Origin of the sequence: Stenotrophomonas sp. 24(2023) (genome assembly GCF_030913365.1) — a bacterium.
In the GTDB taxonomy this organism is placed as follows: domain Bacteria; phylum Pseudomonadota; class Gammaproteobacteria; order Xanthomonadales; family Xanthomonadaceae; genus Stenotrophomonas.
Genome location: NZ_CP133160.1, coordinates 261,091 through 277,432, shown reverse-complemented (window position 1 = coordinate 277,432; position 16,342 = coordinate 261,091). Strand labels below are relative to the sequence as shown.

General features: G+C 68.0%; 13 protein-coding genes. 12 read left to right on the top strand and 1 reads right to left on the bottom strand.

Translation table 11 applies throughout. The features are described from left to right. Positions 1-61: 61 nt before the first annotated feature. The 12 genes from Q9R17_RS01225 to Q9R17_RS01170 all read left to right on the top strand — a co-directional run bounded on the left by Q9R17_RS01225 (position 62) and on the right by Q9R17_RS01170 (position 14,736). Positions 62-604 (top strand): GNAT family N-acetyltransferase, encoded by a 543-nt coding sequence (locus Q9R17_RS01225; protein ID WP_308156657.1) that lies wholly within the window; start codon positions 62-64, stop codon positions 602-604. Positions 605-687: 83 nt separating this feature from the next. Then, positions 688-1,347, top strand: coding sequence for a glutathione S-transferase family protein (locus Q9R17_RS01220; protein ID WP_308156656.1), 660 nt, complete (start codon positions 688-690; stop codon positions 1,345-1,347). Between the two features lie 43 nt (positions 1,348-1,390). Then, positions 1,391-3,670 (top strand): thiamine pyrophosphate-dependent enzyme, encoded by a 2,280-nt coding sequence (locus Q9R17_RS01215; protein ID WP_308156655.1) that lies wholly within the window; start codon positions 1,391-1,393, stop codon positions 3,668-3,670. Between the two features lie 3 nt (positions 3,671-3,673). After that, positions 3,674-5,617, top strand: a complete 1,944-nt coding sequence (gene asnB, locus Q9R17_RS01210) for an asparagine synthase (glutamine-hydrolyzing) (RefSeq protein WP_308156654.1) — start codon at positions 3,674-3,676, stop codon at positions 5,615-5,617. 63 nt (positions 5,618-5,680) lie between these two features. Then, entirely contained in the window at positions 5,681-6,235 is a 555-nt protein-coding gene (locus Q9R17_RS01205) for an NAD(P)H-dependent oxidoreductase (protein ID WP_308156653.1), read from the top strand. A gap of 265 nt (positions 6,236-6,500) precedes the next feature. Further along, complete coding sequence (locus Q9R17_RS01200) at positions 6,501-7,931, top strand: replicative DNA helicase (protein WP_308156652.1); 1,431 nt, start codon at positions 6,501-6,503, stop codon at positions 7,929-7,931. A 206-nt stretch (positions 7,932-8,137) separates the two neighbouring features. Further along, positions 8,138-10,378: a TonB-dependent receptor gene (locus tag Q9R17_RS01195; RefSeq protein WP_308156651.1), complete on the top strand. Its 2,241-nt coding sequence runs from the start codon at positions 8,138-8,140 to the stop codon at positions 10,376-10,378. A gap of 13 nt (positions 10,379-10,391) precedes the next feature. Further along, positions 10,392-11,981: an alkaline phosphatase D family protein gene (locus Q9R17_RS01190; protein WP_308156650.1), complete on the top strand. Its 1,590-nt coding sequence runs from the start codon at positions 10,392-10,394 to the stop codon at positions 11,979-11,981. 164 nt (positions 11,982-12,145) lie between these two features. Then, complete coding sequence (locus Q9R17_RS01185) at positions 12,146-12,358, top strand: hypothetical protein (protein WP_308156649.1); 213 nt, start codon at positions 12,146-12,148, stop codon at positions 12,356-12,358. After that, a complete protein-coding gene (locus Q9R17_RS01180) occupies positions 12,355-12,621 on the top strand; it encodes a hypothetical protein (protein WP_308156648.1) in 267 nt (88 codons plus the stop codon). The genes Q9R17_RS01185 and Q9R17_RS01180 overlap by 4 nt, the downstream gene beginning before the upstream one ends. 90 nt (positions 12,622-12,711) lie before the next feature. Continuing rightward, the gene (locus Q9R17_RS01175) at positions 12,712-13,662 is read left to right on the top strand and encodes a hypothetical protein (RefSeq protein WP_308156647.1); all 951 of its coding nucleotides are present in this window, start codon (positions 12,712-12,714) and stop codon (positions 13,660-13,662) included. Between the two features lie 138 nt (positions 13,663-13,800). After that, positions 13,801-14,736, top strand: coding sequence for an alpha/beta hydrolase (locus Q9R17_RS01170; RefSeq protein ID WP_308156646.1), 936 nt, complete (start codon positions 13,801-13,803; stop codon positions 14,734-14,736). Between the two features lie 134 nt (positions 14,737-14,870). Here the strand turns inward: Q9R17_RS01170 and lpdA are convergent, their stop codons facing one another. Next, complete coding sequence (gene lpdA, locus Q9R17_RS01165; RefSeq protein ID WP_308156645.1) at positions 14,871-16,307, bottom strand: dihydrolipoyl dehydrogenase; 1,437 nt, start codon at positions 16,305-16,307, stop codon at positions 14,871-14,873. Between the last annotated feature and the right edge of the window lie 35 nt (positions 16,308-16,342).

The following is a 16,342-nucleotide window of genomic DNA, read 5'->3' as shown; positions in this document are numbered from 1 at the left end:
TTTTTGTGCCTGTTGCCGGGTATCTGCAATGATGCAGTGCATCCACCGACAGGGAGTCGCCATGAGCATTTTCGACCTGCGCATCGAAACCGCGCGCCTGCTGCTGCGCCCGGTGCAGCAACAGGACCTGGAGCCGTATCTGGCGTTCTGCGCCGATGAGGGGGTGATGACCCACCTGGGGGGCGTGCAGGCGCCGCAGACCGCATGGCGCGGTTTCTGCAGCCTGGCCGGCAGCTGGCACCTGTTCGGCTTCTCGATGTTCAGCGTGATCGAGAAAGACACCGGTGCCTGGGTGGGGCGCATGGGGCCCTGGCAACCGCTGGGATGGCCCGGCACCGAGATCGGCTGGGGCATCTGCCGTGCCAGCTGGGGCAGGGGGTACGCACCGGAAGCGGCGGTGGCGGCAATGGATTGGGCCTTCGACACGCTGGGCTGGGACGAGATCATCCACACCATCGCGCCGGAGAACGTGAGCTCCAAGCGCGTGGCGGGCAAGCTGGGCAGCACGCTGCTGCGCATGGGCGAGCTGCCGCCGCCACTGCAGGGCAAGCCGGTGGAGATATGGGGCCAGTCGCGCATGCAGTGGCGGCAACGCCACCGCTGAGCAGCCGATCATCGCGCCGCCCTGCCCACGCCTGTGCCAGACTGCATGCAGCCGGCCGTCGGCCGGGGTGACAGGAGGGCAGGATGGTGCAGGAGCGTGTCCCGCTGACCGTGCATGGCATGTCGGTCTCGGGTAATTGCCACAAGGTGCGCCTGCTGCTGGAGCAGCTGGGCAGCCGCTATCGCTGGGAAGAGGTCGACAGCGCGCATGGGCAGACCCATACGCCGGAATTCCTCGCCCTCAATCCCAATGCCAAGGTGCCGCTGATCGTCCGCGACGATGGCCGCGTGCTGACCGAATCCAATGCGATCCTGTTCTGGCTGGCCGAAGGAACGCCCTATCTGCCGACCGATGGCTGGGAGCGTGCGCAGACCCTGAGCTGGATGTTCTTCGAGCAGTACAGCCACGAGCCCTACCTCGCCGTGGCGCGCTTCATCTGTGGCTGGGCCGCCCCCGGGTCATCCCGGCATGCGGAACTGCCACGCCTGCGCGAGCGTTCCCATGCTGCGCTGGCGGTGATGGAGCAGCACCTGCGGCAGGCCGCCTGGTTCAGCGGCAGCGCCTATGGCATCGCCGATATCGCCCTGTTCGCCTACACCGATGTGGCGGCCGACGGCGGTGTTTCGCTTGAGCCGTTCCCGGAAGTGCGCGGCTGGCTGCAGCGCGTGCGGTCGCAGGCGCGCTTCGTGGCGATGCCGGCGGTGACCCCGGAAGTGCGGGCGAGGATGGACGCCGCCGCCTGATCCCTGCTGCACCACCTGCAACAACGACACGGAGGGGTGTTCGATGTTCGCTGTGGTTCCCGATCCGATTCCGGCACGCATGCGCGGCCTCAACCGCGCCGAGGTCTGCGATGCCAACTTCCTGGAGGCCGTGCGTGGCTGGCGGGGTACCGCCCGGCCACGCCCGGCGCCGGACGCGCCGATCCTGCCGGGCAGCACGCTCGCGGCCGGTGCGTTCGGCGAACTGTTCGAATCGCAGCTGGCCAGCCGCCAGCTGGACCTGATGGCGCGCGTGCTGCGCGTGCAGAACAAGGTCTTCTACACCATCGGCTCGTCCGGCCATGAGGGCAACGCGCTGCTGGCCCGGGCGTGCCGGCCGACCGATCCGGCCTTCCTGCACTACCGCTCCGGTGCGTTCATGGCCGAGCGCGCGCGGCAGGTGCCGGGCATGGATGCGATCGTCGATGCGGCCCTGTCGTTTGCCGCCAGCGCGGACGATCCGGCCAGCGGGGGCCGGCACAAGGTCTGGGGCAGCAGGCCGCTGTGGGTGCTGCCGCAGACCTCCACCATCGCCTCGCACCTGCCCAAGGCGTTGGGTACGGCGCTGGCCATCGAAAGCGGCAAGCGGCTTGGCCAGCCGTTGCCGATCCCAGGTGACAGCATCGTGCTGTGTTCGTTCGGCGATGCCTCGGCCAACCATGCCAGCGCGCAGACCGCGTTCAACACCGCGATGTGGGCCGCCTACCAGAAGCTGCCGGTGCCGGTGCTGTTCGTCTGCGAGGACAACGGGCTGGGCATTTCGGTGAAGACGCCGGAAGGCTGGATTGCCGAGCGCTTCAGCCAGCAGCCGGGGCTGGACTATTTCTTCGCCGATGGCCTGGACCTGGCGCTCGGCCATGACCCGGTGCAGGCGGCGGTGGCGCACTGCCGGCGCACGCGGCGACCGACCTTCCTGCACCTGCGCACCACGCGCCTGATGGGGCATGCCGGGACCGACTTCGAGGTGGAATGGCGCGCGCTGGCCGAGCTGTGCGCGGCCGAGGCGCAGGACCCGCTGCTGCGCTCGGCGCAGATCGCGCTGGAATCGGGCTGGATGGAGGCCGCCGCCATCGAGGCGGCCTACGAGGCGATGCGCGTGCGCTGCCTGGCTGCGGCTGATGCCGCCGACCAGCGGCCCAAGCTGCAGTCGCTGGCCGAGGTGACCGCGCCGTTGGCGCCGTATTCGCCGGCGGCCGTGCAGGCCGAGGCCTGCCGTGTGCTGGACGCGGGACAACGGCTGGCCCAGTACGGCGGCGAGGATGCGCTGCCGGAACGGCAACCGCCGCGCCATCTGGCGGTGCAGATCAACCAGGGCCTGCAGGAACTGCTGGGCAGGTATCCGCAGGCGCTGCTGTTCGGCGAGGACGTGGCGCAGAAAGGGGGCGTGTACACGGTAACCAAGGACCTGCTGCGCCGCTTCGGCCCGCGCCGGGTGTTCAACACCCTGCTGGACGAAACGATGATCCTGGGCATGGCCCAGGGCCTGGCCAACCTGGGCATGCTGCCGGTGCCGGAAATCCAGTACCTGGCCTATCTGCACAATGCCATCGACCAGCTGCGCGGCGAGGCCTGCTCGCTGCAGTTCTTCTCCAATGACCAGTTCCGCAACCCGATGCTGGTGCGGGTGGCCGGGCTCGGCTACCAGAAGGGATTCGGCGGTCATTTCCACAACGACAATTCGATCACTGCGCTGCGCGACATTCCCGGCCTGGTGGTGGGCTGCCCGTCGCGCGGCGACGATGCGGTGATGATGCTGCGTACGTTGGCCGCGCTGGCGCAGGTGGATGGACGGGTGGCGGTGTTCCTTGAGCCGATCGCGCTGTACATGACCAAGGATCTGCACGAAGCGGGCGATGGCCAGTGGCTGTTCCCGTTCCCGCCGCCGGGGCAGGCGATCGCCCTGGGCGAAGGCCGGGTCCATGCGCCGGACGCCACCGACCTGGTGGTCTTCACCTTTGGCAATGGCGTGCCGATGGCCCTGCGTGCGGCGGTGGCCATCGGCCAGCAGCTGGGCTGGCAGGTGCGGGTGGTCGACCTGCGCTGGCTGGTGCCGTTGCCGGCGACGTTCATTGCCGCCCAGGCCGCCACCGCCCAGCGTGTGCTGGTGCTGGACGAGGGCCGCCAGAGTGGCGGGGTGGGGGAGGGCGTGGTGACTGCACTGGTGGAAGCCGGCTTCGGCCACCTGCCGCTGCGCCGGGTCTGCGGTGCCGACACCTACACGCCGCTGGCGGGGGCAGCAATGTTCGGGCTTCCAAGCGACAATGCGCTGATTGGCGCCGCCCTCGATCTGGCGCAGGAACCCTGATGCATGTGTGGATTGGCGGGAATGTTGTTGCCGGTGGCGCAGGCCCCGGCCGAAGTGCTGCAGGCGCAGGCGCTGTCCATGGGGCAGGCCCTGCACCATCGCGGCCCGGATGACGGTGGCGTCTGGGTCGATGCCGCGGCGGGCATCGCCCTGGCCCATCGCCGGCTGAGCATTCTCGACCTGTCCCCGCTGGGCCACCAGCCGATGGCATCGGCCGATGGCCGCTATGTGCTGGCCTACAACGGCGAGGTCTACAACTTCGCGGCACTGCGCGCCGAGCTGGAACCGCTGGGGCATGCCTTCCGTGGCCATTCCGATACCGAAGTGCTGCTGGCCGCGGTACTGCAATGGGGCGTGGAAGATACCCTGCAGCGCTGCAATGGCATGTTCGCCATTGCCCTGTGGGACCGCCAGGAACGCTGCCTGTGGCTGGCCCGCGACCGTGTAGGCAAGAAGCCGCTGTACTACGGCTGGGCCGGCGATGCGCTGGTGTTCGGCTCGGAACTGAAGGCACTGTGGCAGCACCCGGCGTTCGACAACGGCATCGACCGCGATGCGCTGACCCTGCTGCTGCGGCTGGACTACATTCCCGCACCGCATACCATCCACGAGCGCTGCTTCAAGCTGCTGCCCGGCCGTGTCCTGCGCCTGGACGCACAGGCCGTGGCGGCCGGCGCGGCCGCACACCGTCCGGAACAGGCGCAGCGCCCGTTCTGGGATGCGCGCGCACGCATGCAGGCGGCGCTGGCCGCGCCGTTCCAGGGGCGTATCGAAGAGGCCGAGGAGCAGCTTGATGCGCTGCTGCGCGACGCGGTGGCGCTGCGCATGGTGGCCGACGTGCCGGTGGGCGTGTTCCTGTCCGGCGGCACCGATTCCTCGCTGGTGGCCGCGCTGATGCAGGCGCAGAGCCCGCAGCCGGTGCACAGCTTCAGCATCGGCTTCAGCGGCTCCGGCCATGACGAGGCGCCGCTGGCCAGGGAACTGGCTGGCCACCTGGGCTGCGACCACACCGAACTGTATGTCAGTGGCGCCGATGCCCTGGCGGTGGTGCCGCAGCTGCCGGCGATGTTCGATGAACCCTTCGCCGATGCCTCGCAGGTGCCGACCGCGCTGGTGGCCCGCCTGGCGCGCCAGGGCGTGACCGTGGCCCTGTCCGGCGATGGTGGCGATGAGCTGTTCTTCGGCTATACCCGTTACGTGCGGGCACTGCGCAACTGGCAGATGCTGGGCCGCGTGCCCGGGCCGCTGCGGCGCTGGATGGGCGCCCGCTCGCAGCAGCAGGGCGAGGCATCGCGCACCGGTGGCCTGGCCGCGTTGCTGGCCGAAACCGGTGCGCGCGGCATCGGCGATGTGTACCGCAACCGGATCTCGCGTTGGCGCGACCCACGGGCCGCCGTGCCCGGTGCCAACGCGGCCGGCAGCTTCTATGACCTGGCCGATCCGCTGCATGGGGCCGGTACGCCGGCCGATGCGATGATGCTGGCCGATTTCGTGACCTACCTGCCCGATGACCTGCTGTGCAAGGTCGACCGCACTTCGATGGCGGTCAGCCTGGAAGCGCGCGCGCCGTTGCTGGACTGGCGGGTGGCCGAGTTCGCCTGGTCGCTGCCGCTGTCGTTCAAGCGCTCGCAGGACACCAGCAAGGTGCTGCTCAAGCGCGTACTGGGCCGCTACGTGCCGCAGGCGATGGTGCACCGGCCCAAGCGCGGGTTTGGCGCACCGGTCAGCGACTGGTTGCGTGGTGACCTGCGGCCCTGGGCTGACGAGCTGCTGCAGCCGGCACGGCTGGAACGGGAGGGCGTGCTGTCCGCCGCCGCCGTGCAGCCACTGTGGCAGCAGTTCCTGGGCGGCCAGCGCAAGTGGCATACCCACCTCTGGAACGTGCTGATGTTCCAGGCCTGGCAGGTACACTGGCGGCAGGTGCGTGCAGGCGTGGCGGCCGGCTGAGCCTTCACCGGCGGCGAAGGCCGCGCTGGCTAGGGTGGGGGTTCTTTCCAGGAGACCATCCCGATGTCCGGACCGACCATCGCTGTCCTCGTCGGCAGCCTTCGCCGCGAATCGTGCAACCGCAAGCTGGCCCATGCCCTGGAGAAGCTGGCGGCCGGCCGCGCCCGCTTCGTGCAGGTGGAGATCGGCGACCTGCCGCTGTACACCCAGGAATTCGACGCTAGTTATCCGGTGCAGGGCACGCGCCTGAAAGACCAGGTACGGGCCGCTGACGGCGTGCTGTTCGTCACCCCCGAGTACAACCGCTCGGTGCCGGGCGTGCTCAAGAACGCCATCGACGTCGGCTCGCGCCCCTACGGCGACAGCGCCTTTGCCGGCAAGCCGGCGGCGGTGATCGGCGCCTCCATCGGGGCCATCGGTACGGCCCTGGCCCAGCAGCACCTGCGCAACATCCTGTCCTACCTGGACATGCGCGTGCTGCCGCAGCCGGAGGCGTTCATCCATTTCAAGGACGGCCTGATCGATGCCGACGGCACGGTCCACAACGAAGGCACGCAGGCGTTCCTGCAGGGCTTCGTCGACCGCTTCCTGGCGCTGGTGGCGGCCCAGGGCCGGTGAGGTCGCCGGGGCGCGTCCCGGCGTGTCACCGGGCCGTTTCGGTGGAGCGGTTTCCTGACCCCGGCCCGGGCGATCTGCGATAATGCCGGCATCGGGCGCCGCACGGGCGCCCGTCGCAGGCGTTGCGACCGCCCCGCGCCAGTCTGGTCATGTACCGGCGGATATCCCCCGTTTCTGCACGGCTTATCCACAGGCTTGTCCATGTCGCCGGGCGCAGTGCATGCCTACACTCGTCTGGCCCCTTATCCAGGAAGTACCGCTCTCCATGTCCGCCCGTTCCGGCTTCCGTTCCGACCGCAAAGAGCGCGGTGACCGCTTCGACCGCGATCGCGATGACAGCCGCATCGACCAGCTGCGCGTGCCACCGCATTCGGTGGAAGCCGAACAGGCGGTGCTCGGCGGCCTGATGCTGGCGCCGGAAGCGTACGACCGGGTCAACGACCAGTTGAACGAAGGCGACTTCTACCGCCGCGACCACCAGATGATCTACCGCGCGATCCGCGAGCTGTCCGAGCGCGAGCGCCCGTTCGATGCGGTGACCCTGGGTGAGTGGTTCGAATCGCAGGGCAAGCTGGACCTGGTGGGCGATGGCGCCTACCTGATCGAGCTGGCCAGCACCACGCCGTCGGCCGCCAACATCGTGGCCTATGCCGAGATCGTGCGTGACAAGGCGGTGCTGCGGCAGCTGATCCAGGTCGGCACCGACATCGTCAACGACGGTTTCCAGCCCGAGGGCCGCGACAGCAGCGAGCTGCTGTCGGCAGCGGAAAAATCGGTGTTCGCCATCGCCGAGCAGGGCGCGCGCGGGCGCACCGACTTCGTGGCCATGCCCGGCGCGCTGAAGGATGCCTTCGAAGAGCTGCGCAACCGCTTCGAGAACGGCGGCAACATCACCGGCCTGCCGACCGGCTACAACGATTTCGATGCGATGACCGCCGGCCTGCAGCCGACCGACCTGATCATCCTGGCCGCGCGCCCGGCGATGGGCAAGACCACCTTCGCGCTGAACATCGCCGAGTACGCGGCGATCAAGTCGAAGAAGGGCGTGGCGGTGTTCTCGATGGAAATGTCTGCCTCGCAGCTGGCCATGCGCCTGATTTCCTCCAATGGCCGCATCAACGCGCAGCGCCTGCGTACCGGCCAGCTGGAAGACGAGGACTGGAGCCGCGTCACCAGCGCGATCAAGATGCTGAAGGAAACCAAGATCTTCATCGACGATACGCCGGGCGTGTCGCCGGAAGTGCTGCGTTCCAAGTGCCGGCGCCTCAAGCGCGAGCACGACCTGGGCCTGATCGTGATCGACTACCTGCAGCTGATGAGCGTGCCGGGCAACAGCGAGAACCGTGCGACGGAAATCTCGGAGATCTCGCGTTCGCTCAAGGGTCTGGCCAAGGAACTGAACGTGCCGGTGATCGCGTTGTCCCAGCTCAACCGCTCGCTGGAAACACGTACCGACAAGCGCCCGGTGATGGCCGACCTCCGCGAATCGGGCGCCATCGAGCAGGACGCGGACATGATCGTGTTCATCTACCGCGACGATTACTACAACAAGGAAAATTCGCCGGACAAGGGCCTGGCCGAGATCATCATCGGCAAGCACCGTGGTGGCCCGACCGGTTCGTGCAAGCTGAAGTTCTTCGGCGAATACACCCGCTTCGACAACCTGGCCCACGATTCGGTCGGTTCGTTCGAGTAACGTCCAGCCTCTTGCCGTAGACACCAACGCCGAGCCCCGCTCGGCGTTTTTCGTTGCAGCCTCCCTGCCGACCATTCGCCATAAGTGCATTCCGTATGTCGCAGTTGTAAATGTCATGTAATGCGCAGCTTCTACGATGCCGCCGCTGCAACTTCCCTCCCGACGCCACCGACCGGCGTCCAGCGCGCACAAGGAATCTGCCCTACATGCCTGCCCACGCTCCGCTCCGCCGCAACCTGCTCACCCTGCTGGTCTGTGCCGCTCTGCCGTCGCTGGCCTGGGCCGACGAGGCCCCTGTCGATGGTGCATCGGCCACCACCCTGGATTCGGTTTCGGTGATCGGCCGCGGCGAAGCGCGCCAGGTCCAGCGCGTGACCGCCGAGGACATGAAGGTGCTGCCGCCCGGCGCCAACCCGCTCAAGCTGCTGGCCAGCAAGCCGGGCGTGCACTTCGAATCGGCCGATGCCACCGGCGCCTACGAATGGTCCACCAGCATCAGCCTGCGCGGCTTCAACCAGAGCCGGCTGGGCTACACGCTCGATGGCATTCCGCTGGGCAACATGAGCTACGGCAACAGCAACGGCCTGCATATCAGCCGCGCAGTCATCAGCGAGAACCTGGGCGGTGCCGAAGTGTCCACCGGCATCGGTGCGCTGGGCACGCCGTCCACCAGCAACCTTGGCGGCGTGTTCCAGTTCTATTCGATCGACCCGTCCACCGAGTTCGGTGTGACCCTGGCGCAGGGTTTCGGCAGCGACAACGCGCGCCGCAGCTATGCCCGCCTGGACACCGGTGACCACCAGGGCTTTGCCGCCTACCTGTCCGGCGTGTACTCGGAAAGCGACAAGTGGAAGGGCGCCGGCTCGCACGAACTGAAGCAGTTCAACGGCAAGGCCACCTACAGCTTCGGCGTGGACAGCAAGCTGACCGCGCTGGTCAATGCCTCGCGCCGCGTGGAAGCCGATTACCAGGACCTGTCGCTGGAAATGATCGACCGCCTGGGCTGGAACTGGGACAACTACGCGCCGGACTGGAACCGCGCGCTGGCCGCAGCCCGTGGCCAGTACAGTGGCGGCGTCAACAGCCCGTGGGATGCGTACTACTCCGGCCACGGCGTGCGCAATGACGACATCACCAGCCTGGCCGGCGATTTCGGCCTGAACGAGACGATGCGCTTGAAGGCCAACGTCTACAACCACAGCAACCGTGGCCAGGGCCACTGGTTCAGCCCGTCCAATCCGTCCAACCCGGGCACCCCGCGCGAGATCCCGATCTCCATCCGCACCACCGAATACGCGATCGACCGCACCGGCATCACCGCGGCCTTCACCTGGGCCGTGGGCGGCCACGAGCTGGAAGCAGGCCTGTGGTACGAAGACAACAGCCACAGCGTGCAGCGCAACTTCTACTACATCGATGGCCCGGTGAAGGATGACTATTTCCTGCGCAACCCGGACCAGCGCGTGTGGCTGCAGGACTACAGCACCATCACCCGCCAGTTCTACGTGCAGGACCGCTTCCGCCTGTTCGATGACCGCCTGACCATCGACGTCGGCGCCAAGTCGCCCAATACCCGCACCACGGTGCGCACGCCGCTGGGTACCTACGCCAACAACAGCAGCCTGACCGCGAAGAAGGGCTTCCTGCCGCAGGCCGGCTTCAACTTCAAGCTCAACGACAGCAACGAGATCTTCGGTTCGTTCGCCAAGAACATCGCCGCCTACGCGCTGGGCGTGGGCAGCCCGTTCAACGTGCCGCAGGCCGCCTTCGATGCCAGCGCCCGTGGCCTGAAGCCGGAACAGTCGCGTACGTTCGAACTGGGCTGGCGCGGCTACGGCCGTGGCTATGAAGCCTCGCTGGCCGTGTATGACGTGAAGTTCGAGAACCGCCTGCTGGCCATCGCCCAGTGCGTGGGCATTCTCGGCTGCCCGGCGCTGTACTCCAACGTGGGCTCGGTCAGCAGCCGCGGTGCCGAAGCCACCCTGCAGCTCAAGCCGATGCAGGACCTGACCTGGTCCAACTCGCTGTCGTACAACGACAGCACCTACGACAGCGACTACACCGACAACGGCATCGTGCCCACCCGCGGCAAGAAGACCGTGGACACGCCGGAGTGGATGTTCGCCAGCACCCTGGCCTGGACGCCCGGCCCGTGGGACGTGCGCCTGTCGGCCAACCATGTCGGCAAGCGCTACGTGACCTATACCAACGATGAGTCGGTGCCCAGCTACTGGCTGCTCAACGCCTCGGTGGCCTATGACGTGGGCAAGGTCGGCCCGGCGCAGAACCTGACCCTGGCACTGAACCTGACCAACCTGGCCGACAAGCAGTACCTGGCGACCATCAACACCAACGGTACCTACGCCACCGACCCGACCCGCAGCCTGGCGACCATGCAGGTCGGTGCGCCGCGGCAGGTGATGGCCACCGCCACCGTGCGCTTCTGAGGGACACGCCCTGATGAAGCCGCTGCCGGACGTGGAAACCCGTCGCCGCCTGCTGCGCCTGGCCTGGCAGGGCACAGGCGCCGCGATCGCCCTGGCCGCGATGCCCGGGCTGGCGGCGACGGGCCCACGGCCACGGCTGGGGCGTGATCCGTTCACGCTGGGCATCGCCGCCGGTGACCCGGACCCGCAGGGCGCGGTGTTGTGGACGCGGCTGGCACCGGCACCGCTGGATGGCGGCGGCATGCCGCCGCGTGCGGTACCGGTGCGCTGGTTCGTCGCCGAAGATGCGGCCATGCGCCGTATCGTCCAGCGCGGTGTCGCCGCAGCGGTGCCCGAGCTGGCGCATTCGGTACATGTGGAGGTCAATGGTCTGCGCCCGGGCCGCGACTACTACTACCGCTTCGCCTGCGATGGTGACGAGGAAAGTCCCGTCGGCCACTTCCGTACCGCACCGTTGCCGGACACTGCGCTGGAGCAGCTGCGGCTGGCCCTGTGCACCTGCCAGGCCTGGAACAGCGGCTACTACCCGGTGCTGCGCGACATCGCCAGCAGCGATGTGGACCTGGTGCTGCATGCCGGTGATTACCTGTACGAATACAGCCCGTTGCAGAACGCACGCGGCAGCACGCTGGACGCACAGCGCTTCAGTGGCGAGACCATCACCCTGGAGCGCTACCGCGACCAGTACGCACTGTACAAACTCGACCCGGACCTGCAGGCCGCACATGCGGCGCATGCCTTCGCGGTGATCTGGGACGACCACGAGGTACAGAACGACTATTCCGGCATCCACCCGGAAAAGAACGATGTCCCGGTAGAAGCGTTCATCGCCCGTCGTGCGGCCGCTTACCGCGCGTTCTACGAACACCTGCCGATGCGCAGCACGCCGACCGGCAATGGCGGCCTGCGCGTGCACCGTCGCCTGCGCTACGGCGACCTGGCCCAGCTGACTCTGCTCGACTGCCGCCAGTTCCGGCCTGCCAACCCGTGTGGCGTGGGCGAATCGGCGCGCTGCGAGGCGGCACTGGACCCGCGCGCGAGCATGCTCGGCGCGGGGCAGGAGGCATGGTTCGCGCAGTCGATGGCGGCCGCGCAGGGCACGCGCTGGAACGTGGTGGTGCAGCAGCTGCTGATGGCCCAGCTGCGGCTGGACCGCGGCACGCCGCGCGAGCGCTTCTGGAACGATGCCTGGGACGGCTACCCTGCGGCACGCACGCGCCTGCTGCAGGCGCTGCAGGCGGGCGGGCAGGGCAATGCCATCGTGCTGGGCGGCGACTGGCACTCCAGCTTCGTCAATGACCTGAAGCTGGATTTCGATGCACCGGGCGCACCGGTGGTCGCCACCGAGTTCATCGCCCCGGCGATCAGCAGCGGCGGCGATGACACGCCGTATGGGCCGTACTACGGTCCATCGATTCCGCAGAACCCGCACATCCGCTACTTCGATGGCGACCGGCGTGGCTGGTGGAACCTGCAGTTGAACCGGCAGACCGTGGATGCGGAACTGCGCTTTGCCGACAGCGTGCTGCGCCGTGATGCCGCCGTGCGGCCAGCCGCACGGTTCCAGGTGACCCACGGCCGACCGGGTGCGATGCCGGTATAGCGGACGTGCCCGCTGGGCAGGGGCAGGCGTTACCGGGCATGGGCAGGGCGTGGATCGACGGCTTTCATCGCCCCCAGCCGGGTTTCGTCGCAAACCGGTTGCGGGCCACGGGGCAGGGCGGCAGGGTGGTCACAGGCGGCATGGGGCCGCGCATGGAGACCGTCATGAAGACCCTGTTCGCGCTGGGCGTGTGGTGCCTGCTGTTCGTGCTGTGCTGGCCGTTGGCCGTGCTGGCATTGGTCGCCTGGCCGTTCGTCTGGCTGCTGAGCCTGCCGTTCCGCCTGGTCGGCATCACCTTCTCGGCGCTGTTCGCCTTCCTGCGCGCCCTGTTCATGCTGCCGGCGCGACTGCTGGGCGGCGGCCCGGCCACGGCATGAGGCGGGTCGTACTGGCGGTCCTGGCCCTGATGGCGGCGCCGGCGTTTGCCGCGCCGCCTGCGGCGGCCTATCTGGAGCGCCAGCAGGCCGCTGCGGCGGACGCGGCGGCAGGCGATGGCCAACCCGCTGCCAAGGACACCTGCCGGGTGGTGAAGGAATGGAAGGTGGGCGGTGTCGTGGCCCAGCACCGTGTCTGCGAGGATCCGCCGAAGGCACCGCCATCGCCGCCCGTGCCCGCAACCAAGGCCGCATCCGGGCATTGATGCAGGCCCTTGCCCACGCCTAGACTGCGCGATGCGCAGCGGGCGGTCCCATGCTGCCAGGATCGATTTCCTTCCTGCTGGAGGTGGTGCATGCGGATTGCCCTGGGCCTGCTGATGGCAGCGGGTTTCGTTGTGCCGGCAACAGGCACGGCAGCGACCACGGTCGCGCCATCGGGGGTCCCGGCCATCGATGTGGCATCGCCACTGCGCACGCGGGTCGGCGCACCCGAGCCCAGCATCGTGGCGGCCTACGCCGATGCCGGTGCCAGTGACATCCATGTGCATGTGCTGACCGACGCGGAATGGGCGCGGTTCGATACGGCACTGGCGCGCCTGCCGGCCCTGCATCGGCGCATCCTGCAGCGGCACCTGAAACGCCTGAGCTTCCTGGACCTGAAACCGGGCGCGGGCAGTGCGCTGACCGCCCGCATCGGTGAGGGCACCGGCGAAGACGCTGCATTTTCGATCACGCTGCGCGCCAGCCTGCTGGACGAATCGCTGGCCAGCTTCCTGGGCACCAAAGAGGCCAACCTGTTCGCCGATGACGGCACCGGCCAGCACCTGCAGGTCGAGGCCGGCGCGCTGGATGCGTTGACCTACGTGCTGCTGCACGAGGCCACGCACGTGGTGGACCAGGTGCTGGGGCTTACCGCGGACAGCCATGCACCGCTGATGGCCGGAGTGTGGGAATCGGCCCGGCAGCCGGTCGCGGCGCAGGCCTCCAGCCTGGCCCTGCAGACCGGGTTCCGGCGCGCGCCGAAGATCCCGCTCGGCAAGGCGCCAGCCTACTACCAGGCCCTGGCCGCCAGCCCGTTCGTATCCTTCTATGCCACCGCTGCGGCGCCGGAAGACATCGCCGAACTGTTCGCCTGGCAGCAATTGTCGGCCTGCGCCACGCAGGCCGTGAATGTGCAGATCCGTGATGCCGCAGGGCAGGTGGTCTTCACCTATGCCCCCTTGGCCAACCGCGTGGCGACCGCGCGGTTCACGCAGGTGCAGCAGGTGCTGGGCGTGCAGGGTTGTGCCGGGCGCTGGGCGTAGCGCCGACGACACTGTTCCCGCTGTTGTGCAGGGCAGCAAGCGGCCGGTTTCGGTCAAGTCGTCCGGTCTTGATTTCCGTACGCTGCGGCTATGGGCATCCCGCTTCCCGGGGTGCAGGGACGCGGGCAAGGGAACACCATGAAGCAACTGCGGGTTTACGCCATGGCGCTGGTGGCATTGGCAAGTTTCGGTGCCTGCGCACAGGGGCCTGACCGGCTCGCGGCCGGCGAGCACGTGGCCGAGCTGCAGGGGCTGACGCTGCACTACACGATCGCCGGCCACGGGCCGCTGCTGGTGGTGCAGTCGCCGGGGTGGGGCATCGGTACGCCCTACCTGGCCAACGGGCTCAAGCCGCTGCAGGACCAATTCACGGTGCTGACCTACGATCCGCGCGGCACTGGCGGATCGACGCCGGTGGCGGCCGACGCGCACCTGACCAATGGCGACCTGGCCGATGACCTGGAGCAGCTGCGTGCCTACCTGGGATTGGAACGCATGGATCTGCTGGGGCACTCCAATGGCGGGGCCATCGCGATCATCTATGCCGAACAGCACCCGGCCCACGTGCACAAGCTGGTGCTGGTCGGTGCCCAGCTGCTGGGCTACAGGCAGGAGGCGGACAGCGTGGCCAAGGCTGAATCCGCGCGGCGCAAGGCATCGCCGGATTTCGCCTGGCTGCGCGAGCATATCGGCGACCCGACGCCCAGGACCGACGCGGCGTTCACCGCCTATTTCCGCGAGCGTGCGGGTTACTTCCTGTACGACCCAAAGAAGGATGCGGATGTGTTTCTCGGCCACCTGACCAACACGATGTCGGCGTCGATGAACCAGGCGTTCGAGGAGACGCCGCCCGTGAAGGCGGCGCCACCGTTGTCGGACCTGGGCAGGATCACCGCGGCGACCCTGGTGGTCGAGGGCCGGCAGGACCCGGCATGCCCGCTGGCGATGTCCGAGGCGATCCAGCACGGCATTGCCGGTGCGCAGCTGGTGGCACTGGACCGCACCGGGCATTTCCCGTGGATCGAACAGCCGGCACCGTTCTTCGCGGCGGTTTCGCGCTTCCTGCGGCAGTAGTCCCTGCAGCGCAGCGCGGTACAACAAAAAACCCCGCCGAGGCGGGGCGGTACAACAAAAAAACCCCGCCAAGGCGGGGTTTTCCGTATCCGGTGCAGGCCGGGCGCGCCGGCATGCACCGGTGGGTCAGCCGATCAGTTGGCCTTGTGGATGGCGCGCTTGCTCACCGCCATGGCGGCGTCGTGCACGACTTCCGACAGCGACGGGTGGGCGTGGCAGATACGCGCCAGATCGTCGGCCGAGCCGTTGAACTCCATCGCCAGCACGCCTTCGTGCACCAGTTCGGACACGTTGGCGCCGACCAGGTGCATGCCCAGGATGCGGTCGGTTTCGGCGTGGGCCAGCACCTTCACGAAGCCGGCCGGTTCGACCATCGCCACGGCACGGCCGTTGGCGGCGAACGGGAAGCTGCCGGCCTTGTACGGGATGCCTTCGGCCTTGAGCTGCTGCTCGGTCTTGCCGACCCAGGCCAGTTCCGGCTCGGTGTAGATGACCCACGGAATGGTGTCGAAGTTGACGTGGCCCGGCAGGCCCGCGATCAGTTCGGCCACGGCGATGCCTTCCTCGAAGCCCTTGTGGGCCAGCATCGGGCCACGCACGCAGTCGCCGACCGCCCAGACGCCGTTCACGCCGGTGTGGCAGTGCGCGTCGACTTCGATCTGGCCACGCTCGTTGACCTTCACGCCGGTGCCTTCGGCCAGCAGGCCCTTGGTGGCGGCGCGGCGGCCGACGGCCACCAGCAGCTTGTCCACGGTCAGGGTCTTTTCGCCTTCGCTGTCGGTGTAGGTGACAACGACTTCCTTCTTCTTGCCCTTGCCGGTGATCTCGGTCCTGGAGACCTTGGCACCGAGGCGGATGTCCAGGCCCTGCTTCTTGAATTCCTTGGCGGCGACCTTCGACACTTCGGCGTCGGCGACGGCCAGGAAGTCCGGCAGTGCTTCCAGGATGGTGACTTCAGCGCCCAGGCGCTTCCACACGCTGCCCAGTTCCAGGCCGATCACGCCGGCGCCGATCACGGCCAGGCGGTTCGGCACTTCGGTGAAGTCCAGGCCGCCGACGTTGTCGACGATGGTCTCGCCGTCGAACTTGGCGAACGGCAGTTCGATCGAATCCGAACCGGCGGCGATGATGACGTTGGTGCCCTTCAGCTCGACCACCGAACCATCATGCTGGGTCACCTTGACCACGTTGCCCGGCTGCAGTTCACCGAAGCCGTAGTAGGTGGCGACCTTGTTGGCCTTGAACAGCATGGCGATGCCGCCGGTGAACTGCTTGACGATCTTGTCCTTGCGGCCAACCATCGCTTCGACGTCGATCTTGGCATCCTTGAAGCTGATGCCGTGGTCGCCAAAGATGTGGCCCATGTTCCAGAACTGGCGCGAGGAATCCAGCAGCGCCTTGGACGGGACGCAGCCCACGCGCAGGCAGGTGCCGCCCAGGGCCGGCTTGCCGTCCTTGCCCAGCGCTGCGTCGATGCAGGCGGTCTTCAGGCCCAGCTGCGCGGCGCGGATGGCGGCGTGGTAGCCGGCCGGGCCGGCACCGATGACGACGACGTCGAATTGTTCAGCCATTTGATGAGTCCTTGTTGCTATACCAGAACCCCTCC

What these genes read in the sequence shown, in the direction of transcription:
- Q9R17_RS01200 (WP_308156652.1), top strand. Translation starts at nt 6,501, where the DNA reads ATGTCCGCCCGTTCCGGCTTCCGTTCCGACCGCAAAGAGCGCGGTGAC.
- lpdA (WP_308156645.1), bottom strand. Translation starts at nt 16,307, where the DNA reads ATGGCTGAACAATTCGACGTCGTCGTCATCGGTGCCGGCCCGGCCGGC.
- Q9R17_RS01225 (WP_308156657.1), top strand. Translation starts at nt 62, where the DNA reads ATGAGCATTTTCGACCTGCGCATCGAAACCGCGCGCCTGCTGCTGCGC.
- asnB (WP_308156654.1), top strand. Translation starts at nt 3,674, where the DNA reads ATGTGTGGATTGGCGGGAATGTTGTTGCCGGTGGCGCAGGCCCCGGCC.
- Q9R17_RS01185 (WP_308156649.1), top strand. Translation starts at nt 12,146, where the DNA reads ATGAAGACCCTGTTCGCGCTGGGCGTGTGGTGCCTGCTGTTCGTGCTG.
- Q9R17_RS01215 (WP_308156655.1), top strand. Translation starts at nt 1,391, where the DNA reads ATGTTCGCTGTGGTTCCCGATCCGATTCCGGCACGCATGCGCGGCCTC.
- Q9R17_RS01195 (WP_308156651.1), top strand. Translation starts at nt 8,138, where the DNA reads ATGCCTGCCCACGCTCCGCTCCGCCGCAACCTGCTCACCCTGCTGGTC.
- Q9R17_RS01190 (WP_308156650.1), top strand. Translation starts at nt 10,392, where the DNA reads ATGAAGCCGCTGCCGGACGTGGAAACCCGTCGCCGCCTGCTGCGCCTG.
- Q9R17_RS01180 (WP_308156648.1), top strand. Translation starts at nt 12,355, where the DNA reads ATGAGGCGGGTCGTACTGGCGGTCCTGGCCCTGATGGCGGCGCCGGCG.
- Q9R17_RS01220 (WP_308156656.1), top strand. Translation starts at nt 688, where the DNA reads ATGGTGCAGGAGCGTGTCCCGCTGACCGTGCATGGCATGTCGGTCTCG.
- Q9R17_RS01170 (WP_308156646.1), top strand. Translation starts at nt 13,801, where the DNA reads ATGAAGCAACTGCGGGTTTACGCCATGGCGCTGGTGGCATTGGCAAGT.
- Q9R17_RS01175 (WP_308156647.1), top strand. Translation starts at nt 12,712, where the DNA reads ATGCGGATTGCCCTGGGCCTGCTGATGGCAGCGGGTTTCGTTGTGCCG.
- Q9R17_RS01205 (WP_308156653.1), top strand. Translation starts at nt 5,681, where the DNA reads ATGTCCGGACCGACCATCGCTGTCCTCGTCGGCAGCCTTCGCCGCGAA.